We start from the raw sequence: 21,449 nt of genomic DNA, 5'->3' as shown, positions 1-21,449 counted from the left end.
CAGCTCGACATACCCCACTCCCTGTACACCTCGGTTGTCCACAGGCGATGACGCACCGGTCCGCCCCTGTGCCAACATGATCAGCGCCCCACTGTCCATGTGAAGGAGCCCGACATGGCCGCCCAGCAGGTACGCGGTGTCATCGCCCCCGGCAAGAACGAGCCGGTGCAGATCCGGACGATCCTCATCCCCGACCCGGGCCCCGGCGAGGCCGTGGTGAAGATCCAGGCCTGCGGGGTCTGCCACACCGACCTGCACTACAAGCAGGGTGGCATCAGCGACGACTACCCCTTCCTGCTCGGCCACGAGGCGGCAGGCGTCGTCGAGTCGGTCGGCGAAGGCGTCACCGACGTGGCCCCCGGCGACTTCGTGGTCCTCAACTGGCGAGCGGTGTGCGGCCAGTGCCGGGCCTGTCTGCGCGGCCGCCCCTGGTACTGCTTCGACACGCACAACGCGAAGCAGAAGATGACCCTGGAGGACGGCACCGAACTCTCCCCCGCCCTGGGCATCGGCGCCTTCGCCGAGAAGACCCTGGTCGCGGCCGGCCAGTGCACCAAGGTCGACCCGTCCGTGTCCCCGGCGGTCGCGGGCCTGCTCGGCTGCGGCGTGATGGCCGGCATCGGAGCGGCCATCAACACCGGCGGCGTGGGCCGCGGCGACTCGGTGGCCGTCATCGGCTGCGGCGGCGTGGGCGACGCGGCGATCGCCGGCGCGAACCTCGCGGGCGCCGCGAAGATCATCGCCGTCGACATCGACGACCGGAAGCTGGAGAAGGCCCGCACGATGGGCGCCACCCACACCGTCAACTCCAAGGAGACGGACCCGGTCGAGGCGATCCGCGAGCTGACCGGCGGCTTCGGAGCGGACGTCGTCATCGAGGCGGTCGGCCGCCCGGAGACGTACAAGCAGGCCTTCTACGCCCGCGACCTGGCGGGCACGGTGGTCCTGGTCGGCGTCCCCACACCGGAGATGAAGCTCGAACTGCCCCTGCTGGACGTCTTCGGCCGCGGCGGCAGCCTGAAGTCCTCCTGGTACGGCGACTGCCTGCCCTCACGGGACTTCCCGATGCTGATCGACCTCCATCAGCAGGGCCGGCTGGACCTGGCGGCCTTCGTGACGGAGACCATCACGCTCGACGAGGTCGAGCAGGCCTTCGACCGCATGCACGAGGGCGACGTCCTGCGATCGGTGGTGGAGCTGTGACGACCGCCCGCATCGAGCACCTCGTCACCTCGGGCACGTTCAGCCTGGACGGCGGCACCTGGGACGTCGACAACAACGTATGGATCGTGGGCGACGACACCGAGGCAGTCGTCATCGACGCGGCGCACGACGCGGACGCCATCGCGGAGGCACTCGGCACCCGCACCCTGCGCGCGATCATCTGCACACACGCGCACAACGACCACATCGACGCGGCCCCGGCACTGGCGGCGCGCACCGGCGCACCGATCCTGCTCCACCCGGACGACCTCCCGCTGTGGAAGCAGACGCACCCGGACCGTCTCCCGGACGCCGAGCTGTCCGACGGCGAGCGGCTCTCCGTGGCGGGCGTGGAACTGACCGTCCTGCACACGCCGGGGCACGCGCCGGGAGCCGTGTGCCTGTACGCCCCGGAGCTGGACACCGTCTTCACCGGCGACACCCTCTTCCAGGGCGGTCCCGGCGCGACGGGCCGGTCCTTCTCCCACTTCCCGACGATCGTGGAGTCGATCAGGACCCGCCTGCTCGACCTGCCCGCCGGGACAGTGGTCCGCACCGGCCACGGCGACACGACGACGGTCGGCGCCGAGGCCCCGAACCTCCAGGAGTGGATCGACAGGGGCCACTGAACGAGCCGGCGAGCCTTCGGACAGGCGCGCAGTTCAGTTCCCGTTGGCTTGATTGAAATCTGGCCATGATCTGCTGGCGCGAGACGACGGCCTTTCTCGCCCGCAGGGAGGACTGGCGCATGGAGCTGCGCGGAGTCGAAGAGCTGATGGATCTGCTGCACGCCTGCCGAGGAGCCCGGGACACCGCCTGCCTCGGCGGCACCCCGGTCGATCTGCACGATCACGCCCTGCAGACCGCCGCGCTGCTGCGCCGAAGTCGCCCCGCCGACAAGGAACTCCAGGTGGCCGGGCTGGTGCACGTCGTCGGGCGGCTGCTGCGGCCGGGCGAACCCACAGGTCACGCCGGCCTCGCGGCCGACGCGGTCCGGTCACTGCTGGGCGAGCGGGTCTCCGGCCTCGTACGCCTCCACCGTGAGGACCGGCCGCACGAGCCGGCCCCCGTCGGTCCGGCACGGGACGGTCCATTCACGGAGGACGCACTGATCCTGCGCCAGGCCGACGAGTCCGCCCGGACCGCCGGCCTGGACGCCGGAGTGCTGGAGGACTGGCGCACGGTACTCACACTCGTCTCGGCCCGGCACGCCCGCCTGGGTGCGGTCGACTGACCCCTCTGCCCCTTTCACCGCCGACCCCTCCGCCCCTTCCACCGCCGACCCCCGCCGCCCACTCCACCGATCCCTCCCCGCCCCCTCCGCCACGAGGCGCTGCCCGACGGCCCCTGTTGACTGACGGGCCGTCATGAGACGGTACGCGGATGACGTCGCCGTACGGCTTCGAGGGCAGGGTCGCCATCGTCACCGGGGCCTCGCGCGGGATCGGGCTGGCCGTCGCCGAGGCGTTCGTGGCGGCGGGCGCACGGGTGTGCGTCACGGCACGGGAGGCCGACGGGCTGGGCCGGGCCACCGCACGACTGGGCGACGCCGTGGGCCTGGCGGGCACCGTGGCCGACCCGGCTCATCTGCGTCGGCTGACCGAGCTGGCGATGGACGAGTACGGCCGTATCGACGTGGTGGTGAACAACGCGGCGACCAATCAGCCCTACGGCCCGCTGATGGACGCCGACCCGGACCGGTGGCGCGAGGCGTTCACGGTCAACGTCGAGGCCCCACTGCGGCTGACGCAGCACGCGTGGCGGGTCTGGATGCGCAAGCACGGCGGCTCGGTCGTCAACATCTGCACCGAGGGAGCGACACATGTCGGCCCCGACCTGGGCGCTTACGGCACCAGCAAGGCGGCCCTGCTCCATCTGACCCAACAACTGGCGGGCGAACTGGCCCCAGGGGTCCGGGTCAACTCGGTCTCCCCCGGTCTCGTACGCACCGAGATGGCCCGCTTCGTCTGGGACCGGTCGGACCAGGAGCCGGCCGCCGAACCACCCCTACCACCCCTCGGCCGCATCGGCGAACCGGAGGACATAGCCCGAGCCGTCCTGTGGCTGACCTCGGACGCAGCAGAGTGGATCACAGGCACGGACCTACTGGTGGACGGCGGAACAAGGGTGCGCCGGGCACACAGGGCCGCCCCGTGACGGGCGCGGGGGAACTGCGCGACAAGCCCCACCGGACCCACAACCCCTCACGGCCCTCACGGCCCTCACGGCCCCCAGGCACCCGAGCCCCAGCTCAAACCCTGTCCGCGGCCCCGGCCCCAGCCCCGTCCCCGCTCAAGCCGGCGCAGCGAACTACCACTTACCGGGCGCGTAATCCTTCAAGAAGACCCCGAACAGATCTTCCCCCTGTTCACCCCGCACGATCGGGTCGTACACCCGCGCCGCCCCGTCGATCAGATCGAGCGGCGCGTGGAACCCCGCGTCGGCCAGCCGCATCTTGTCCGGATGCGGCCGCTCGTCCGTGATCCACCCCGTGTCGACGGCGGTCATCAGAATGCCGTCCTTCTCGAACATCTCCTGCGCACTGGTGCGCGTGAGCATGTTGAGCGCGGCCTTGGCCATGTTGGTGTGCGGATGCCCGGCGCCCTTGTAACCGCGGTTGAAGACACCCTCCATGGCGGACACGTTCACGATGTACGTCCGCCCGGCCTCGGCCGCCGCCATCGCTCCCCGCAACCGGCTGATGAGGATGAACGGCGCGGTGGAGTTGCAGAGCTGGACTTCCAGCAGCTCGATCGGCGTGACCTCCTCGACCGCCTGGATCCAGCTGTTGGTGTCGTGCAGATCGGGCACGAGTCCGCCCGCGTCGATGGCGGTACCGGCGGCGATCCGCTCCAGGGAGGCGGAGCCGGAGACGAGCGCGAGGTCGGTCACGTCCTGCGCGGTCAGCGCACCGCCCCCGGCCACCGGCAGCGCGGACACGGCCCCGGAGCCGAACGTGCCGATGACCTCGGCGGGCGGCAGTTCACCGGCGGGCAGCGGGCCCGCTTCGGCGGCGAGCAGTTCGCTGTAGGCGCCCGGCGAGCGCCGCACCGTCTGCGCGGCGTTGTTGATCAGGATGTCGAGCGGCCCCGCGGCGGCGACCGAGTCGGCGAGCGCGACGACCTGCGCGGGGTCGCGCAGGTCGATGCCGACGATCTTCAGCCGGCCGATCCAGTCGTCGCTGTCGGGCATGGCCTTGAACCGGCGGATCGCGTCGTTCGGGAAGCGCGTGGTGATCGTGGTGTGCGCGCCGTCGCGCAGCAGCCGGAGCGCGATGTACATGCCGATCTTGGCCCGGCCGCCGGTGAGCAGCGCGCGCTTGCCGCTGAGGTCGGTGCGGGCGTCGCGGCGGGCGCGGTTGTCGGCGGCGCACTTCTGGCAGAGCTGGTGGTAGAAGTAGTCGACCTCGGTGTAGCGGACCTTGCAGGTGTAGCAGGAGCGCGGGCGCTGGAGTATCCCCGCGATCGCGCCCGCCTCGGTGCCGGACGACGGCAGGACGCCCTCGGTCTCGTCGTCGATGCGCTGGGCGGAGCCGGTGGCCGTGGCCTCGGTGACCGCCTTGTCGTGGGCGGTCTTGGCGGCCCTGCGGTCCTGCCTGCGACGCTGCTTGACCGAGCGGTAGATCCCCGCGGTGGCGCGGCGCACGGCGATCGCGTCGGGGTGGTCGACGTCGATCTTCTCCAGCTCGTCGAGCACGGCGAGGCAGACAGCCAGCCGCTCCGGGTCGATACCGGGACCGTACGAACCGTCCGGGGCCTGCGCCGTGTCCACGGCGGGTGCCGCCGGGCTGTCCTCTGTCACCGTCATCGTCGTTGCCGTTCCTAGGGTTCTCGCGCGGCGCTCGAACCGCGCTCGCCTTCGAAGGCGGAATTTTACGGAGCACAGGCCGAAGGCACCAAACCCGCGATGATCACCGCTCTCCGACACCCCTGTGGCCGGTCCCTCGCGGGCCCGTGCGCCGCGGCGCCCCGGGCATCCGCCGGGCCCGCGAGATGTGTCTCAGGACACGCAGGCGGCGTTCAGTTCCGCCACCTCCACCGCCAGCGACTTGGCCAGCAGGTCGAGGTCCGGGACGGCCTCCGCGTCGGCGACGAGCCCGTAGTGGACGCGCCCGCGGAACGTCGACACCGCGACCGCGAGGGCCTGGCCGCGGGCCAGCGGGGCGAGCGGGTACACCTCGGTCAGCGGGCAGCCGCCGAGCGTCATGCCGAGGCTGGGCAGCGGCACGCTGGTGACGAGGATGTCGAAGAGGAGCCGGGCCGCCTGGCCGACGACGGGCATGCCGAGCCGGTGGCCGATCGCCGGGACGTGGTCGGCGAGCAGGGCGACGGCGCCCGCGCCACGGTGGGGTCCCGCGTCCTTGTTGCGGTTCATGTCCGCGCGTACGGTGGCGAGCCGCGCGAGCGGGTCCGGGTCGTCGACGGGAAGCCGTATCAGGTACCCGGAGAGCCGGTTCCCCTGCGGGTGCGCGGTGCGCGGGCGCCGCCGGGAGACGGGGATCAGGGCGCGGGGCGACACGCCTTCGCTGCCGTCGCCGCGCTCGTCGAGCCAGCGGCGCAGGGCACCCGCGACGACGGCGATGAGGACGTCGTTGACGGTGCCGCCCACACTTTTGCGGATCGTGTGGATCTCGTCGAGCTCCACCGCCACGCCCGCGACCCGGCGGGTGCCGGTGGGCTTGGAGGCCAGGGCGGCGGAGGACCGTACGTCCCAGGTGGCGCGGGCGACGGAGGCGCCGATGTCGAGAGCCCGGCCCATGTCGGAGAGCGCGCCGCGGACCAGTGCCGGCAGCTTCGCCACGTCGGGGACGAGGCCGGAGAGGAGGCCGCGCGCCGGCTCCGCGGGGCGTGGGCGGGGCGCCGGCATGTCCATGGGGTCGAGGACGGCCGCCGCGAGCGCCAACGCCCGCAGCCCGTCGGCCAGCGCGTGGTGGAACTTGAACAGCACGGCGAAGGAGGTGCCGTCCACACCGGGTACGACGTGGGCCTCCCACGGCGGCCTGCCGCGCTCAAGGGGCCGCTGCATGATCGCGCCGGCGACGGCGTGGAAGTCGGCGGCGGGGGCGTGCAGACGGACGTGGTCGAGCGGCTCGAAGTCGGGGGCGGCCTCACGGACGGCGCCGCCGAACGCGAACGGCCGACGCGGGTCGAACCCCGATGCCCGCCGAAGGCCGAAGGGCTGCCAGATGTCGCGGATCCGCATGCGCAGGCCGGGTACGCCTGCCGCGCGGGCCGCGAGGAGATCGGCCGCGTGCCGGCCCGCGGCGGGCGAGTTGGCCGCGAAGACGCCCAGCGCTCCGAGGTGCATGGGGTGCTCGCGGGATTCGATGTGCCAGAACGCCAGGTCGAGTGGTGCGAGAAGGTCGGAGTCAGAGGGCCTTACGTTCAATGGCTTGGCTCTCGCGTCGACGACGGGTGAAGCCAGCAGTCAATCCCGGCTGGACGATTACGGTCAAGTACGATCGCGCTACGCTCAGTTAACAGCAGATTAAGTCCCGCTCCCACCGTTACCGCTGGCGGGAACGGGACCCATGTGACGCGTGAGACAGACCGGAGTGGTCGACATCACGAGGCCGCGGGCCGGGCCGTGTCATCTCGGCCGTGGCCCATGCGGCCCCCTACGGCACCTGCTGGCCCTTGCCGAGCGCTATCACGCCGTCCTTGGAGACCGTGTAGAGCTCCCGGTCCCGTTCCGGATTGACGCCGATGGTCGCGCCCGGGGGTACCTGCACGTTCTTGTCGAGGACCGCGCCGCGCACGACCGCGCCCCGCCCGATGTGCACGTTGTCGTGGAGGACCGACCCCTGGACGACGGCTCCCGGGTCGACGAGGACACCCGGGGAGAGCACCGAGCGCGTGACCTGCCCCCGGATGAGGCAGCCCGCGCTGATGATCGACTCGCTCGCGATGCCGCCCGCGTTGAACCGGGCCGGCGACAGCTGCCCGGAACTGGTGTAGACGGGCCAGCTGCGGTTGAAGAGATTGAAGGCGGGCCGCTCTGCGATCAGGTCCATATGGGCGTCGTAGTACGCGTCGAGGGTGCCGACGTCACGCCAGTAGCCCTGGTCGCGGGTGGTCTCGCCGGGCACATGGTTGTCGCTGAAGTCGTAGAGCCCGGCCTCGCCGCGGTCGGTGAGCTGAGGGAGGATCGAACCGCCCATGTCGTGCACGGAGTTCGGGTCCTCGGCGTCCCGCTGCAGCGCCTCTATCAGGGCCTTGGTGGTGAAGATGTAGTTGCCCATGGAGGCGAAGACGCACTCGGGGTCGTCGTGCAGACCGGGCGGGTCCGTGGGCTTCTCCAGGAAGCGCTCCACCGTCTGCCCGTCCGTGCCCGGGGTGATGATGCCGAAGGACGACGACTCCGTCCGCGGGACGCGGATACCTGCCACGGTCACACCCGCCCCGCTGTCGATGTGCTGCGCGAGCATCTGGCGCGGGTCCATGCGGTAGACGTGGTCGGCGCCGAACACCGCCACGTACTCGGGCTGTTCGTCGTACACGAGGTTCAGGGACTGCAGGATCGCGTCGGCGCTGCCCAGGTACCAGCGCGGGCCGAGGCGTTGCTGGGCCGGGACCGGCGTCACGTAGTTGCCCAGCAGGCTGGACATCCGCCAGGTCGTGGTGACGTGCCGGTCGAGCGAGTGCGACTTGTACTGCGTCAGGACGCAGATGCGCAGGATGTCGGCGTTGACGAGGTTCGACAGTACGAAGTCGACGAGGCGGTACGTGCCTCCGAACGTGACCGCTGGTTTGGCGCGGTCCGCGGTGAGTGGCATCAGGCGTTTGCCTTCCCCGCCCGCCAGTACGATCCCGAGCACCGAAGGTCCACCACGACGCATGGCCGCTCCCCTAACCCTCATTGATCCGGGCCTGCCTCGAAGCAGCCCGGACTACGCCTGTTTGAGGATCTCCTCGTAGAGCCGGACCGTGCGCCGGGCGACGGCGTCCCAGCCGAACTCCCCCACCGCGCGCCGCCGTCCGGCCTCGCCCATCCGCCGGGCGGCCCCGGCATCCCCGAGGACCGAGTCCAGCGCCTGCGCGAGTCCTGTCTCGAAGTCCTCGTCCACGGACACCAGTACCCCGGTTTCGCCGTCCTCAACGACTTCCGGAATGCCGCCGACCCGGGAGGCGACCACCGGGGTTCCGCAGGCCATCGCCTCCAGGTTGACGATGCCGAGCGGCTCGTAGACCGAGGGACAGACGAACACGGCGGCGTGGGTGAGGAGTTGGATGACCTCGGGGCGGGGCAGCATCTGCGGGATCCAGTGCACCCCCTCACGGACCCGGCTCAGCTCCTCGAAGAGGACACGGAACTCCTGGTCGATCTCGGGGGTGTCCGGCGCGCCCGCGCAGAGGACCACCTGTGCGGCAGGGTCGATGTCACGCACCGCGCGCAGGAGGTGGGGCACGCCCTTCTGGCGGGTGATACGGCCCACGAACAGCACGTACGGCCGGGAGGTGTCGAGGCCGAGCCGCTCCAGGACGTCCGTGCCGTGGTCCGGGCGGTAGAGGCTCGTGTCGATGCCGTTGTGCACGATGTGCACCCTGGCCGGGTCCAGGGACGGATAGCAGCCGAGGATGTCCTCGCGCATGGCCCCGGAGACGGCGATCACGCCGTCGGCGGACTCGACGGCGGTGCGCTCGGCCCAGCTGGAGAGGGCGTAACCGCCGCCCAGCTGCTCGGCCTTCCAGGGGCGCAGCGGCTCCAGCGAGTGGGCGGTCATGACGTGCGGGATGCCGTACTGCAGCTTCGCGAGGTGACCGGCGAGGTTGGCGTACCAGGTGTGCGAGTGGACGAGGTCGCGGTCCTCCAGCGCGGCCGCCATGGACAGGTCCACGGAGAAGGTGCGCAACGCGTCGTTGGCGCCGTCGAGCACGGGCCAGGGCCGGTGCCGGACCACCCCGCCGCCGGCGCCCTCGCCCCAGCAGTGCACGCCCAGATCGGTGAGGGGCCTCAGCTCCCGGGCGAGGAACTCGACATGGACTCCCGCTCCGCCGTACACGTCCGGCGGATACTCGCGGGTCAGCAGTCCCACTCGCACCCGGAACCCCCTGTCTCTGCGGCTGGTTCCCACATGGTCACCCAGATGGGTCGGTTGGGGAAGAGCGCGGTGCCTTGGTGAAGCAGCAGTCGCCGCACACCCCGCCACCTGGTACCCGGTAATAGAGGCAGCAAGTGCGTCGGCGGAAGACGGTTCCGTCCAGGGTTCCGGTGTCCCGGAGGTCGGGGTGGCCGAGGAGTTCGGCGGTGAGCGCGCGCACCCGATCGCGTACGTCCGTACGGCCGCGGGCGGCGGCCCAGCCGTCGAGCAGGCGCGCGGTGCTCGCGAGGGCGGAGGCCGCGTTGCCCCACAGCAGCCCCGCGGCCACCGGGTGCCGGGCTCTCAGCGCCGCCGAGAGGGGTTCCAGGTGGCCGTGGTGCACGAGCCGCCGGATCGTCGCCGCGTCGCCGGGCAGCGGGCGCACCCGCGACAGCCACAGGTCGTCGGGGGCGCTGCCGTCGGCGTCCCAGTGCAGCAGGCGGGGATCGAGGTCGGGTACCCGGCCGTAGAGCACGGCCGCGCCCAGGGCCACCGACCACAGCCGGGCGGCCAGCCCCTGCTGCGCCACGGACACCCCGACGCGCACCTCAGGCGCGGCCAGCAGCCGGACGACCTTGCGGACACGGAAAGCGAGCGGATCCGCCTCCCCGTGATCCGCCTCCCCGTGGTCCGGCCCGGCGGTGCCGCTCGGTGCCGCGTAGACCTCGGCGAGCGTCGGCAGCGGCGGCCGTCCTGGGCGCCGGTGCGGTGGTCCCGTGCGCAGGGCGAAGAATCCTTCGAGAGCGGCGAGCCGATCGAGGTCCGGATCGAGATTCACGAAGAACAAGTACACCAAGGGGGCATAACGGCGCCGGAGGGCGGGTTGTACTTCGTGTCACCCGACCTGGGGAGGACTCCGGTCAAGACGTACTCCATCGGCAGTAGGACCCAATGACTGCTCAGGTACGACGACACGGGACCTTTCACAAGGGATCGTCATCACCATGGAAGCCGACCGTTCGCCGCACCGGACTCTTCACCCGCCGGAGCGCGTCCGCCACACGCAGAGGAGAGACACATGAGCGCACTAGTGCTTTCTGTGGTGCTCTCCCTCGTCTCCGCCGTCGCCTACGCGGGCGGGGCCATCGTGCAGGAACGCGTCGCGGCGACCACGCCCGACCGTACGTACGCCCCCATGCGCCAGCTCGCCTGGTGGGCCGCGGTCGGTCTCAACGCGCTCGGCGGACTGCTGCACGTCGTGGCGCTGGCCTACGGGCCGCTCAGTCTGGTCCAGCCGCTGGGCGCGCTGACCATCGTGTTCGCGCTGCCCATGGCCGCCGTCTTCGTCCGCCGCAGGGCCGGGGCGACCGCCTGGCGGGGCGCGATCATGGCGACGGTCGGTCTGGCCGGAATCCTGGCACTGGTCGGCACCGCCGACTCGCAGTCCCTGAACAGCACCCAGCGCGTCGTGGTGGCCCTGGTCACCGGCGGTGCCGTGGTGGCGCTGATGACGGCGGCCCGCGCGGCGCACCGGCACCCGGCCGTGCGCAGTGTGCTGCTGGCGATCGCGGCGGGTGTCGCCTTCGGTATGTCCTCGGTGTTCACGAAGACGGTCGCGGTGGACTGGACGGGTGGCGTCGCCCTCGCCGACCTGCCGAGCCTCGCCGTGATCGGCGTTCTGGCGACCGCCGGAATGCTGCTGTCGCAGGCCTCCTACCGCGGCGCCGGACTCGCGGCCCCGCTGGCCACGCTGACCGTCGTGAACCCGATCGTGGCCGCCGCCGTGGGTCTGACGATGTTCGGTGAGACGTTCCGCTACGGCGAAACGGGCACGATGCTCGCACTCGGCTGCGGGGTCGTGGCCGCGGGCGGCCTGATCCTGCTCACCACGGAGCGGATCACCGGCTCGGAGCGTACGCGGCCGGTCGCGTCGGCTGCGTCGGCTGCGTCGGTCGCCGGAGCGGCTCCCGTGGCTTCGGACGCGGTCCAGGCAGCGGTCCCGGACACCGGTGCGGACCTCACGCCGAGCCGCTTCGAGCAGGCGACAGCGCTCTTTCCTCCCGAGCAGCCGGCCGTCTCCGCTTCTACCTCCATCTCCATCTCCGCCTCCGCCTCCACCTCCGCCTCCGCCTCCACCTCCGCTTCCGCTTCGGTCTCCGCCGGGCGACGGGTCTCCTCGGGAGCGCGGGACAAGGCGTACACGGCGGCGGGTGTACGAGAAGATTCGTTCACGGCGGCTGCGGTGCGGGGCAAGCCGGTCGCACCGGCCACGCGCACGGCCCAGGGCGTCCATGAAGAGGCGCGCGCGTCCGGCGCCGTGGTACCCGGTGGCCGGGAGGAGCCGCGCGCCCCGGCGGGGATGTTCGCCGCGGCGAGCGAGAGGTCCCTGGTGCCGCCGCCCGGGGCCAACGGGCCCCCGCCGCCCGGCGACGTACCGGACGGCTCGGACATGGACGAGGTGGCGTGGCCCGAAGGCCTCTACTACGGCATTCCGTGCCTGCCCCTGCTGCCCGCCCCGATGGTGCTGCGCTCCTGCGTCAGATCCTGACGCCCCAAGTCAGATCCTGACACCGCCGGCGCGCAGATAGGCGACCGGATCGACGTCGCTGCCGAAACCGGGCCCCGTCCGCACCTCGAAGTGCAGATGCGGGCCCGAGCTGTTGCCCGTGGAACCGGACCGGCCGATGCGCTGGCCGGCCCCCACGCTCTGCCCGGCCTTCACGGAGATTGCGGACAGGTGGGCGTACTGGCTGTAGCGGCCGTCGCCGTGCCGGACCACCACCTGGTAGCCGAAGGATCCGCCCCAACCGGCGGTCACCACGCTGCCCGCCCCGACCGACTTGACGGACGTACCGGTCGGTACCGGGAAGTCGACGCCCGTGTGGTAGCCCTTCGACCAGGAGGAACCCGCGGCGTGGTACGGAGTGCCGGTGCCGGCGCTCACCGGGGCGGTGAGGGTGTGTGTGACCGACTGGGTCTTCTTCTCCGCCTTCTCCGTCTTCTGCGCCTTCTCCTTCTTGCCCTCCCCCTTCTTGGCCTTCTTGTCCTTCGTCTGCGCCTTGTCGGACGATGACGTGGAGGTGCCGTTCGAACCGGGCGCCTCGCTGTGCAGACTCAGCCGCTGGCCGGGAACGATCAGGTCCGGGTCCGCTCCGACGGTCCTGCGGTTGGCGTCGTACAACTGCCGCCAACCGCCGGGTATCTTGCGGGTGCCCGCGATCTCGGAGAGCGTGTCGCCGTGGACGACCGTGTACATCTCGGCGGTGCCGGCCCGGGACTGGGGCGTGGTCTGCGGCTGTACGTCGACCTTGCGCTTGGTGGTCTGCGTGGAGGTGCCGGAGGGGCTGATGTCGGGGCTGTCGCCACCGCGCGTGAGCCCCGCCCGCTGCGAGCAGGTGGGCCAGGCTCCCGGTCCCTGGCCGTCCAGGACCTTCTCGGCGACGGCTATCTGCTGGTCCTTGGTGGCGAGGTCGGCGCGGGCCGCGTAGGCCCTGCCGCCGTAGGCCTCCCAGGTGGACTGGCTGAACTGGAGCCCGCCGTAGTAGCCGTTGCCCGTGTTGATGTTCCAGTTGTTGGTGGACTCACAGGCGGCGACCTTGTCCCAGGTGTCCACGTCGGCCGCGTTCGCGACGCCGGTTCCGATGAGCGGTATCGCCATTCCGGCACCGCCCACCGTGACGGTGAGTGACGCGCGGTTGATCCTGTTGGGCTGATACCGGCGGTGCCGACCGCGTACGGACATGAAGGTGCCCCCTAAACAAGCGTCAGGAGCGGCAAAAGTAAACGCTGCTAACAGGCCATGACAAGAGGGCAACCAGCCTCCCTATCCTGCCAAGTGACCAGGAATGCACCTTCGTTCACGACGGTTGGTGTCCATGCCGGTGGCAGGTACGGGGGTGAAGTTCGCCGGGAGGCTGAGGCAAGGGCGCCTTTCCTGCGTACACATCGTCGGCAAGGCAGGATGTGCGGCCGGAGAACCGGCAAGTCAGGATGGTCGGTGGGTCAATACTGGCGGGCAGGACCGGCACCACTGATTCAGGATCTTAGGAGCCAAACCGTATGAGCAACTCAGCGCAGATCGGCGTCACGGGACTCGCGGTGATGGGGCGCAATCTCGCCCGTAACTTCGCGCGGAACGGATACGCCGTCGCCCTCCACAACCGGACGGCGGCGCGCACGCACGCGCTGGTGGAGGAGTTCGGCAGTGAGGGCGACTTCATCGCGACGGAGACGGCCAAGGAGTTCGTGGCCGCGCTGGAGCGGCCCCGCCGCCTGGTGATCATGGTGAAGGCCGGTGAGCCGACCGACGCGGTGATCCAGGAGTTCGCCCCGCTCCTGGAGCCCGGCGACATGATCATCGATGGCGGCAACGCGCACTTCGCGGACACCCGGCGCCGGGAGCGCGAGCTGCGCGAGCAGGGCATCCACTTCGTCGGCGCGGGCATCTCCGGCGGCGAGGAGGGCGCGCTCAACGGCCCCAGCATCATGCCGGGCGGTCCGGTCGAGTCGTACGAGTCGCTCGGTCCGATGCTGGAGAAGATCTCCGCGAAGGCCGAGGACGGCTCGCCGTGTGTCACGCACGTCGGTCCCGACGGCGCCGGGCACTTCGTGAAGATGGTGCACAACGGCATCGAGTACGCCGACATGCAGCTGATCGGCGAGGCCTACCAGCTGCTGCGTGACGTGGCGGGCTACTCCCCCGCGCAGATCGCCGACATCTTCCGCACCTGGAACACCGGGCGGCTCGACTCGTACCTGATCGAGATCACCGCCGAGGTCCTGTCGCACGTGGACGCGGCGACGGGCAAGCCGTTCGTGGACGTGGTCCAGGACCAGGCCGAACAGAAGGGCACGGGCCGCTGGACCGTGCAGATCGCGCTGGACCTGGGCGTACCGGTGTCGGGCATCGCCGAGGCGGTCTTCGCCCGGTCGCTGTCGGGCCACAGCGCGCTGCGCGAGGCCTCCCGCGGGCTCGCCGGTCCTTCGGCGACGACGCTGAGCGAGTCGGAGGCTGCGGCCTTCGCCGACCAGGTGGAGCAGGCGCTGTACGCGTCGAAGATCGTGTCCTACACGCAGGGCTTCCACGAGGTCTCGGCCGGCAGCGCCGAGTACGACTGGAACATCGACCTGGGCGCGGTCGCCTCGATCTGGCGCGGAGGCTGCATCATCCGGGCGGCGTTCCTGGACCGGATCCGGGCCGCGTACGACGCGCGCGCGGATCTGCCGAGCCTGCTCTCCGACGACACGTTCGCCCAGGAGATCGGGGCGGCGCAGGACGACTGGCGCGCGGTGCTGGTCTCCGCCGTGCGGCAGGGGGTGCCGACGCCCGGCTTCGCGGCGGCGCTGGCCTACTACGACGCGCTGCGCGCGGAGCGGTTGCCCGCTGCGCTCACGCAGGGGCAGCGGGACTTCTTCGGGGCGCACACGTATCGGCGGACCGACCGGGAGGGGTCGTTCCACACGCTGTGGGGCGGGGACCGGTCCGAGGTCTCCGGCTGAGGGCTGGGCGCTGAGGGCTGGGGAACTGCGGGTTCGTTGCGGGGCGCGGGCCGGTGGAGGTTGGTCGCGCCCCTGAGAAGGGTCGGGGGGGGGGGGGGGGCGCGCCCCCCCCCCCCCCCCCCCCCCCCCCCCCCCCACCGCGCCGACGCAGGCCCGGGGCCTGGGCGGGGGGGGGCGGGGGGGGGGGGGGCCCGGGTGGGGGGTTGGGGGGGGGGGGGGGGGGGGGGGGGGGGGGGGGGGGGGGGGGGGGCGGGGGGGGGGGTGGGGGGGGGGGGGGGGCGCCCCCCCCCCCCCCCCCGACCCTTCTTCATGGCTGCCCTCAGCCCAGTGGGTCCGGCTGCGGTTCCGGGGGCGGGGTCGGGTCCGGGCCGGGCGCCGGGCGCGGCGGCACCGGGGTCGGCGGTGGACCGGGGACCGGGCGGGGCTTCGGAGCCGGCACCGGGTCCGGGTCCGGGAAGGGCTGCGGTCGGTCCGGGCCGGGGCCGGGCGTGGGATCCGGATGTACGGGATCGGGGAACGGTTGCGTCATCATGTCCTCCAGCCAGAGGGAACGTCGGCTCTGGACTTCTCCCCCGCCTACCCGTGCCCCGTGCACCCACTCACTCCGTCGCGAACCGCACGGGGCCCATGTGGCCCCGTCAGGGGCGCGGGGCAGTGACATCGTGCGGCTCCGCCGCGGGGCGCGACCGGCCCAGCCTGCCCGCGCCGTGAGTACCGCCCTCATCTGGTGACTCGCTCAGAAGCGACCGGGATGACTCTCAAGCCACCGCTTCGCCGCGCCCAGCAACGCGGGGTCCGCCACCGGCGCCTCCTGCGGGTGCCGCTCGGCCCACTTCACGACGTACGGGCAGAGCGGCGCGACCGGCACTTCCTCGCGCTCGGAGATCGCGTACAGCTCTCGGGCGAGGGAGCCGGCGATGCCCTTGCCCTCGTGGGCGGGCTCCACGACGGTATGTACCGGGACGAGGGCACGGCCGGGGCTATCGAGGACGAAGTACGCGATGCGGCCCGCCACCTCGTCACCGACGTACGCTTCCAGGAGGCCGCGGGCCCGGTCGTCGCGGATCGTGATGTCGCTCATGGATGCTCCTCGTGGGTACTGGACGGGTGCGGTGCGGGTGCGGGGTACGGGTGCGGTGCGGGTCAGGCCGTAGGGACGGCCTGCGGACCGCGCTCGTGGCCCGAACTCGGTACCGGCTCGGACGCGTCCGATCCGAGCGCCACGATACGGTTGTCGAACGGTCCTGTCCGGACGAGCGAGGCCAGGGAGCCGGACGGCGCGCCCCGCGACCTCAGCGTGCTCAGGGTGGCGGAGGACGGAACCGTGGTCGTGGGCGACGACGGTGACGACGATCAGGGCCGTGTGGGCGTCGACCGTGCGTTTCTGCTGGACGCGCTCACCGCCGGGGCCCGGGACGAACTGGTGCTGGAGCTGGGGGCTGTCCCGTACCGGGCGACGGGCGAGTACGGAGGCCTGTGCCCGGCACGACCTGTCCGCCGGCCCGGTGGAACGGGCCGGCGGACAGGTCGTGGCCGGCTCAGCCGGTGTGCGGGCAGTTGCCTCGGTACTCCTCGATGGTCGTACTCGCCGCGGGCAGCGGGCACAGGAACTGTTCGTAGCGGGTGTCGTTGTCGATGAACCGCTTCAGCCAGGAAAGGCTGTACTTCGCGACCGTGGTGTTCGACGAGGTCGGGGCGGAGTGCGTGGCGCCGTTCAGCTCCAGGTACGCACGGTTCAGAGCGGACGGCAGGCTGGTGTAGAACGGCTCGGCGTGCGACGAGACCGGCGCGACCGTGTCACCGTCCGCTCCGACGATCAGGGTGGGCGTCTGGACCTCCGGCCAGGTCTTGTCCGTGTTCCACGGCGTGAGCGGGACCGCGGCCTGCAACGACGGCCGGTCCTTGGACGCTTCGAGCGAGCCACCGCCGCCCATGGAGTGCCCCATGACGCCGAGCCTGGTGCTGTCGATCCGGGTCCGGACGCTGCTGCTCTGCGTCAAGTAGTCCAGGGCTGCCAGCAGTTGGTCACCGCGGGCGGCCGGCTGGTCGAGGGTACTGAGGGTGTCGATGGTGATCACGACGAAGCCCTGGGAGGCCAGTCGGGGGCCCAGCCACGACACCGACGACTGCGAAGCGGTGAAGCCGGGCGAGATGGCCACCGCTCCGAACGTGCCGTCGCTGGTGCTGGTCGGGTAGTAGACGGTGCCGCCGCCGAAACCGCTCACGCCGGCTCTGCTCACGGTCGTCTGCGAGACGGCGTACGAGCCTCGGGCGGCCTCGATGCTGGCGTTGGTCGGCGCCGGGCCGCGTTCGTAGGGGTTGGCCGCGGCGTCCGCGACCCCGGTGAGGGACGTGGTCAGACCGGCGAGTACGGCGGCCGTGGCCAGCAACGACACGAGCCGGCCACGCGGTCGGCGGAGGCGGCGCGCGCGCTCCGCCCGCGCGGAGGACCCGGGGGACGGGGAGAAGGCGGGTGCGGGGGTGGGTCTGGGTGTGGGGGATGCTTGCACGATCGGTCCTTTCACCTGGTTCCGTGGGTGACACGGGAGCGGTGACTCCGTTGGTGCGTGCCCTGCTCATGGCTGGTCGAGCGTGCCTGTGGCTGGTCGAGCCGCGGCTTGCCCGACCGTGTCCGACGCGAGTCGGAAGACGCGAGTCGAAGGACACGGCGTCACTCACGGAAGCAACGAGGTTGTCTCGGATGGCGCGTTGGGGCGGTGCACGGTCCTGCGTGCGAACTGGACCCGGTGGGACACCGTGCGACCGGGCCGTGGGGGCCCGTGCCACTCGGAGCAGCATCACCATAGGGCCGCTCCGGCCCTACGGCATCGGTGACATCGCCGGTTTCACAGCACCAGTTCCCGCCGTGGCGCGCCTCGACGGGGTTTGGGTGTCGTGTGGATCAGCGGGTCAACTCGCCTGTCGCGCCCGGCTCACCTCCGCCCAGACCGTCTTCGTGTACGCGTCGTGGACCGTGTGGCCCCATCGGTCGGCGTAGGCCTGGACGAGGAGCAGGCCGCGGCCCGAGGTCTCGTCCGCGGCCTGTGGTGTCACGGCCGGGGGCAGGCGTTCGGGGCGGGTGTCCGTCACCTCGACGCGCAGGTGGTCGGGCAGGAGGTGCAGTGCCAGGCGGAAGTCCCGGCCGGGGAGGCTGCCGTGGCGGACCGCGTTCGACGCCAGCTCGGCCGTGACGAGGGCGACCGCCCGGGCCGGGTCGGAGTCGTACGGGAGGCCCGTCCACTCGGTGAACTGCTGGACGGTGAGGTGGCGGGCCAGGCGGGCGCCGCGTCTCGTGCCGCTGAGGCACAGGGCCAGCCGTCGGGCGGACGTGTGCGGCGACTTCGCCCCGTCGGTGAGCTGATCTTGGGTCACGGTGTCAGCGTGGGGCGGCGCATGGCCTGCTGAACAGGGATGACGACCGTACTTCGCCCTGCTCGTACGGCGACGGCGACTGGCCGCGCCCTTGTTTGTACGGGAGTTGTACGGGCGCTGTACGGGCGTTGTACGGGTCCGGCGCGTGTCCCGGTTTCCGCGCACCGCGTTGTACATCGACCGGTGCGGTGCGGAGCGGGATGGAAGGGCGTGGGCTGTGAGGACGGTACGGGACGTCGGGGACACGCGGACGGCGCGCACGGCGAAGCCGAAGGAGGAGGGGCCCGATCTGCCGGGAGCGTGGTCGGCGTACGGCGTGCTGCTCCGGCATCTGCGCAAGCGGGCCGGGTGGAACCAGCAGCAACTCGGCGAGGCGATCGGCTACTCGCTGGAGCAGGTGGCCTCGGTCGAGCAGGGGCGGCGACCGGCGAAGGTCGCGTTCACCGCGGGGGCGGACCGGGCGTTGGAGGCGGGCGGGGTCCTGGAGGTGCTGCAGGAGGAGGTTGACCGGGCAAAGTTGCCCCGCTTCTTCAGGAACTTCGCGCTGATCGAGGCCGGGGCGGTAAGTCGCTTCGAGTACGAGCCGCTGCTGATTCCAGGCTTGTTGCAGACAGAGGAGTACGTACGTGCCGTGTACGCAGGCCATCGGCCAAAGCTTGAGCTGGATGTCGTCGACAACCACACCGAGGCACGCCTCAACCGGCAGAGGATCCTCACGAGGGCTCCTGCGGTGGATCTCTCGTTCGTCATCGCCGAGACGGCACTGACCAACTCGGTCGGCGGCGCCGAGGTGATGCGCAGACAACTGCATCACCTGCTGACTGTGAGCGGGCTGGAGAACGTACAGATTCAGATCATGCCCCCGGCACGCGACTTTCACCTGGGCCTCAACGGGTCTTTTGTCGTGCTGGAGACAGGGGAGAACCAGCGTTTCGGATACGTGGAGTCACAGGGCGTCGGCGTCGTGGTGGCCGAGGTGGGCGCGGCCAGCCACCTCGGCCTGCGCTATGGGATGCTGCGGTCGCAGGCCCTCAACACCGAGCAGTCTGCATGCCTCATCGAACGTCTGGCAGGAGAGACAGCGACATGAGCAGCAGCGAGCGTCTGACCTGGATCAAGAGCAGCTACAGCGGGTCGGACGGCGGTAACTGCGTGGAGGTGGCCGCCAGGCTGGACTCCGTCCTCGTACGGGACTCGAAAGTCGTATGTGATGGGCCGGTGTTGCGGGTCGGCCGGGGCGAGTGGGCGGCGTTCATAGCGCTTGCGGCGGAGTAGGCAGAGGTGGCCCTGGACACCGATACCCGCCCGGCGCCCGCCGTACTGCCCACGCCGCTGCGCACCTGCATCGCGTCGATCGCCGTTCTCGCCGCCCTCGTGGTAATCGCGCTCGGAGCCATGTACGCCGGTCACAGCGAACCCGGCACGGTGGACAGGTGGTTCGTCGAGCCGACCGCGGACAGTGTGCGGTCGCCGTGGCGGGGCGTCGCGCTCGCCGTTGACTTCCTCGGTGAACCTGTCGGAGCGGCGGCGCTGATCCTGGTCGCCGTGGCGGGCTGTCTGCTGCGTCGGCGAACTCGCGCGGCCGTGTTCGTCGTTGCCGGGGTCGGCGTCACCGTGGTGACGGCCACACTCCTCAAGTCCCTGGTGGGACGCACCATCCACGGTCCCGACAACCTGTCCTACCCGAGCGGGCACACCGCCTTCCTCACCGCGTTCGCGCTCATCGTGGCGCTGCTCGCGGTCGGCCGGCTCGGCTTCGGCCGGGCGCTCGGCACGCTGCTCGTGCTCGCCGCGGGCCTGGTGGCAGGCGCCACCATGGGCTGGGCGCAGGTCGCCCTGGGCGCGCACTACCCGACCGACGTCCTCGGCGGCTGGTGCACCGCGCTCACGGTGGTACCGGCGACGGCCTGGCTGATCGACCGCACGGCTGACCGCCGTCGCCCGACCGGTCAGCCAGAGCCGCGCTGACATCGCGTCACATCACGCCAGGCGGCGGAACACCGGCCTCACCGGGCGCCCGCCCAGCCACGGGGTGGGGTCACCCGCGTCCAGCGCCTTGCGGTACACCGCGCACGCCTGGGCCACCACATCGACGGTGTGCTCGATGTCGGCTTCGCTGAGCGCGCTGCTCACCACGAACGACGGGGCGAGCACGCCGCCCGCCAGGAGCCGGCGCAGGAACAGCGTGCGGTACTCCTGCGACGGCTGCCCCTTCTCGTCGAGGGTCGCGAAGACCAGGTTGCTGGCCCGGCCCCGGACGACGACGTGGTCGCCGACGCCCATACCGGCCGCGGCCTCGCGGACACCGGCGGCCAGCCGCTCACCGAGGGCGTGCAGCCGTGCCGTGATGCCCTCTTCGACGTAGGTGGTCTGTACGGCCATCGCCGCCGCCAGGGAGTGCGTCTCCGCACCGTGCGTGGTGGACAGCAGGAACACCCGCTCGCCGGAGTGGCGCAGCCCTCCCCGCTCCATCAGGTCGCGGCGCCCGGCCAGCGCGGAGACGGCGAACCCGTTGCCCAGCGCCTTGCCGAACGTGGAGAGGTCGGGGACGACGCCGTACAGGCCCTGGGCGCCCGCCTCGGACCAGCGGAGGCCGGTGATCATCTCGTCGAAGATCAGTACGCAGCCGTGCCGGTCGGCCAGTTCGCGCAGCCCGGCGAGGTATCCGGGCGGTGGCTCGGTGTGGGTGGCGGGTTCGAGGATCAGACAGGCGATGTCGTCCTGGTGCCGGGTGAGCAGTTCGTCCGTGGCCGCCAGGTCCCCGTACGGGAACGCCACCGTGAGGTCGGTGGTCGCTGCCGGGATGCCGGCCGGCATGGGTGTGGTGCCGATGAACCAGTCGTCGGTGGAGAAGAACGGGTGGTCGCCGCAGATGGCCACCCGTGGGCGCCCGGTGACCGCGCGGGCGAGGCGTATCGCGGCGGTGGTGGCGTCGGAGCCGTTCTTCGCGAACTTCACCATCTCGGCGGTCGGCACGGTGGCCAGGAACCGTTCCGCGGCCTCGGCCTCCACGATGGAGGGCCGTACGAAGTTGCTGCCGCGGTCCAGTTCGCGGCGTACCGCCTCGATCACGCGCGGGTGGGCGTGGCCGAGGCTGACCGACCGCAGGCCGGAGCCGTACTCGATGTAGCGGTTGCCGTCGACGTCCCAGACGTGGGCCCCGCGGCCGTGGTCGATGACCGGGGCCAGGTGTTCGGGGTACTGGTCGTCGCCCTTGGCGTACGTGTGCGCGCCCCCGGGGATCAGGGCGTGCAGCCGCTCGTTGGCCAGCCGGGACCGGGGCAGGGTGAATTCCTGTATGACTTCGGTGGCTGCGGTGACTTCGGTGGCTTCGGTGGCTTCGGTGTCCACGCCT

The 21,449-nt window shown here is 71.5% G+C and carries 19 protein-coding genes and 1 pseudogene; 9 read left to right on the top strand and 11 right to left on the bottom strand.

What is annotated here, in order from left to right:
- The first annotated feature begins 114 nt into the window (after window positions 1–114).
- The 4 genes from ACIOKD_RS24430 (at window position 115) to ACIOKD_RS24415 (ending at window position 3,360) form a co-directional block, all read left to right on the top strand.
- Window positions 115–1,203, top strand: coding sequence for an S-(hydroxymethyl)mycothiol dehydrogenase (locus ACIOKD_RS24430; protein WP_402087698.1), 1,089 nt, complete (start codon window positions 115–117; stop codon window positions 1,201–1,203).
- Window positions 1,200–1,832: an MBL fold metallo-hydrolase gene (locus tag ACIOKD_RS24425; RefSeq protein ID WP_402087695.1), complete on the top strand. Its 633-nt coding sequence runs from the start codon at window positions 1,200–1,202 to the stop codon at window positions 1,830–1,832. The genes ACIOKD_RS24430 and ACIOKD_RS24425 overlap by 4 nt, the downstream gene beginning before the upstream one ends.
- A gap of 119 nt (window positions 1,833–1,951) precedes the next feature.
- Window positions 1,952–2,437, top strand: a complete 486-nt coding sequence (locus ACIOKD_RS24420; protein ID WP_402088142.1) for a hypothetical protein — start codon at window positions 1,952–1,954, stop codon at window positions 2,435–2,437.
- Between the two features lie 149 nt (window positions 2,438–2,586).
- Complete coding sequence (locus ACIOKD_RS24415; protein ID WP_402087693.1) at window positions 2,587–3,360, top strand: SDR family oxidoreductase; 774 nt, start codon at window positions 2,587–2,589, stop codon at window positions 3,358–3,360.
- Between the two features lie 153 nt (window positions 3,361–3,513).
- On the opposite strand, the gene ACIOKD_RS24410 is transcribed toward ACIOKD_RS24415, so the two are convergent.
- The 5 genes from ACIOKD_RS24410 to ACIOKD_RS24390 all read right to left on the bottom strand — a co-directional run bounded on the left by ACIOKD_RS24410 (window position 3,514) and on the right by ACIOKD_RS24390 (window position 10,061).
- A complete protein-coding gene (locus ACIOKD_RS24410) occupies window positions 3,514–5,010 on the bottom strand; it encodes an SDR family NAD(P)-dependent oxidoreductase (RefSeq protein WP_402087691.1) in 1,497 nt (498 codons plus the stop codon).
- A 192-nt stretch (window positions 5,011–5,202) separates the two neighbouring features.
- Window positions 5,203–6,591: a wax ester/triacylglycerol synthase family O-acyltransferase gene (locus tag ACIOKD_RS24405; protein WP_402087688.1), complete on the bottom strand. Its 1,389-nt coding sequence runs from the start codon at window positions 6,589–6,591 to the stop codon at window positions 5,203–5,205.
- 229 nt (window positions 6,592–6,820) lie between these two features.
- Complete coding sequence (gene glgC / locus ACIOKD_RS24400; RefSeq protein ID WP_402087685.1) at window positions 6,821–8,041, bottom strand: glucose-1-phosphate adenylyltransferase; 1,221 nt, start codon at window positions 8,039–8,041, stop codon at window positions 6,821–6,823.
- A 51-nt stretch (window positions 8,042–8,092) separates the two neighbouring features.
- A complete protein-coding gene (gene glgA, locus ACIOKD_RS24395; RefSeq protein WP_402087682.1) occupies window positions 8,093–9,244 on the bottom strand; it encodes a glycogen synthase in 1,152 nt (383 codons plus the stop codon).
- Window positions 9,245–9,281: 37 nt separating this feature from the next.
- Window positions 9,282–10,061, bottom strand: coding sequence for a (2Fe-2S)-binding protein (locus ACIOKD_RS24390; RefSeq protein WP_402087679.1), 780 nt, complete (start codon window positions 10,059–10,061; stop codon window positions 9,282–9,284).
- Between the two features lie 240 nt (window positions 10,062–10,301).
- Between ACIOKD_RS24390 and ACIOKD_RS24385 the strand changes: the two genes are divergently transcribed.
- Window positions 10,302–11,771, top strand: coding sequence for a DMT family transporter (locus ACIOKD_RS24385; RefSeq protein ID WP_402087677.1), 1,470 nt, complete (start codon window positions 10,302–10,304; stop codon window positions 11,769–11,771).
- A gap of 9 nt (window positions 11,772–11,780) precedes the next feature.
- Here the strand turns inward: ACIOKD_RS24385 and ACIOKD_RS24380 are convergent, their stop codons facing one another.
- Window positions 11,781–12,965 (bottom strand): transglycosylase family protein, encoded by a 1,185-nt coding sequence (locus ACIOKD_RS24380; RefSeq protein ID WP_402087674.1) that lies wholly within the window; start codon window positions 12,963–12,965, stop codon window positions 11,781–11,783.
- 317 nt (window positions 12,966–13,282) lie between these two features.
- On the opposite strand from ACIOKD_RS24380, the gene gndA reads away from it, so the two are divergent.
- Window positions 13,283–14,722: an NADP-dependent phosphogluconate dehydrogenase gene (gndA, locus tag ACIOKD_RS24375; protein ID WP_402087671.1), complete on the top strand. Its 1,440-nt coding sequence runs from the start codon at window positions 13,283–13,285 to the stop codon at window positions 14,720–14,722.
- A gap of 736 nt (window positions 14,723–15,458) precedes the next feature.
- On the opposite strand, the gene ACIOKD_RS24370 is transcribed toward gndA, so the two are convergent.
- From ACIOKD_RS24370 to ACIOKD_RS24355, 4 genes and pseudogenes are all read right to left on the bottom strand, one after another.
- Window positions 15,459–15,803 carry a GNAT family N-acetyltransferase gene (locus ACIOKD_RS24370; RefSeq protein ID WP_402087669.1) on the bottom strand — a complete coding sequence of 115 codons (345 nt, stop codon included), beginning with the start codon at window positions 15,801–15,803 and terminating at the stop codon, window positions 15,459–15,461.
- Between the two features lie 62 nt (window positions 15,804–15,865).
- Window positions 15,866–15,958 (bottom strand): annotated as a pseudogene (locus tag ACIOKD_RS24365) (aspartate 1-decarboxylase); the annotation flags it as partial.
- A 302-nt stretch (window positions 15,959–16,260) separates the two neighbouring features.
- Window positions 16,261–17,118, bottom strand: a complete 858-nt coding sequence (locus tag ACIOKD_RS24360) for an alpha/beta hydrolase (protein ID WP_402088139.1) — start codon at window positions 17,116–17,118, stop codon at window positions 16,261–16,263.
- A gap of 514 nt (window positions 17,119–17,632) precedes the next feature.
- Window positions 17,633–18,094 carry an ATP-binding protein gene (locus ACIOKD_RS24355; RefSeq protein ID WP_402087666.1) on the bottom strand — a complete coding sequence of 154 codons (462 nt, stop codon included), beginning with the start codon at window positions 18,092–18,094 and terminating at the stop codon, window positions 17,633–17,635.
- A 217-nt stretch (window positions 18,095–18,311) separates the two neighbouring features.
- Here ACIOKD_RS24355 and ACIOKD_RS24350 point away from each other — a divergent pair, with 217 nt between their 5' ends.
- The 3 genes from ACIOKD_RS24350 to ACIOKD_RS24340 are packed head-to-tail and all read left to right on the top strand — an operon-like array spanning window position 18,312 to window position 20,062.
- Window positions 18,312–19,184 (top strand): helix-turn-helix domain-containing protein, encoded by an 873-nt coding sequence (locus tag ACIOKD_RS24350; RefSeq protein WP_402087664.1) that lies wholly within the window; start codon window positions 18,312–18,314, stop codon window positions 19,182–19,184.
- Window positions 19,181–19,369 (top strand): DUF397 domain-containing protein, encoded by a 189-nt coding sequence (locus ACIOKD_RS24345; protein ID WP_402087661.1) that lies wholly within the window; start codon window positions 19,181–19,183, stop codon window positions 19,367–19,369. The genes ACIOKD_RS24350 and ACIOKD_RS24345 overlap by 4 nt, the downstream gene beginning before the upstream one ends.
- Before the next feature lie 6 nt (window positions 19,370–19,375).
- Window positions 19,376–20,062: a phosphatase PAP2 family protein gene (locus tag ACIOKD_RS24340; protein WP_402087659.1), complete on the top strand. Its 687-nt coding sequence runs from the start codon at window positions 19,376–19,378 to the stop codon at window positions 20,060–20,062.
- A gap of 12 nt (window positions 20,063–20,074) precedes the next feature.
- On the opposite strand, the gene ACIOKD_RS24335 is transcribed toward ACIOKD_RS24340, so the two are convergent.
- Window positions 20,075–21,445, bottom strand: a complete 1,371-nt coding sequence (locus ACIOKD_RS24335; RefSeq protein ID WP_402087656.1) for a glutamate-1-semialdehyde 2,1-aminomutase — start codon at window positions 21,443–21,445, stop codon at window positions 20,075–20,077.
- Between the last annotated feature and the right edge of the window lie 4 nt (window positions 21,446–21,449).

This window comes from Streptomyces sp. NPDC087844 (assembly GCF_044742785.1).
In the GTDB taxonomy this organism is placed as follows: Bacteria; Actinomycetota; Actinomycetes; order Streptomycetales; family Streptomycetaceae; genus Streptomyces.
This window is presented reverse-complemented; position numbering and strand designations above follow the sequence as displayed.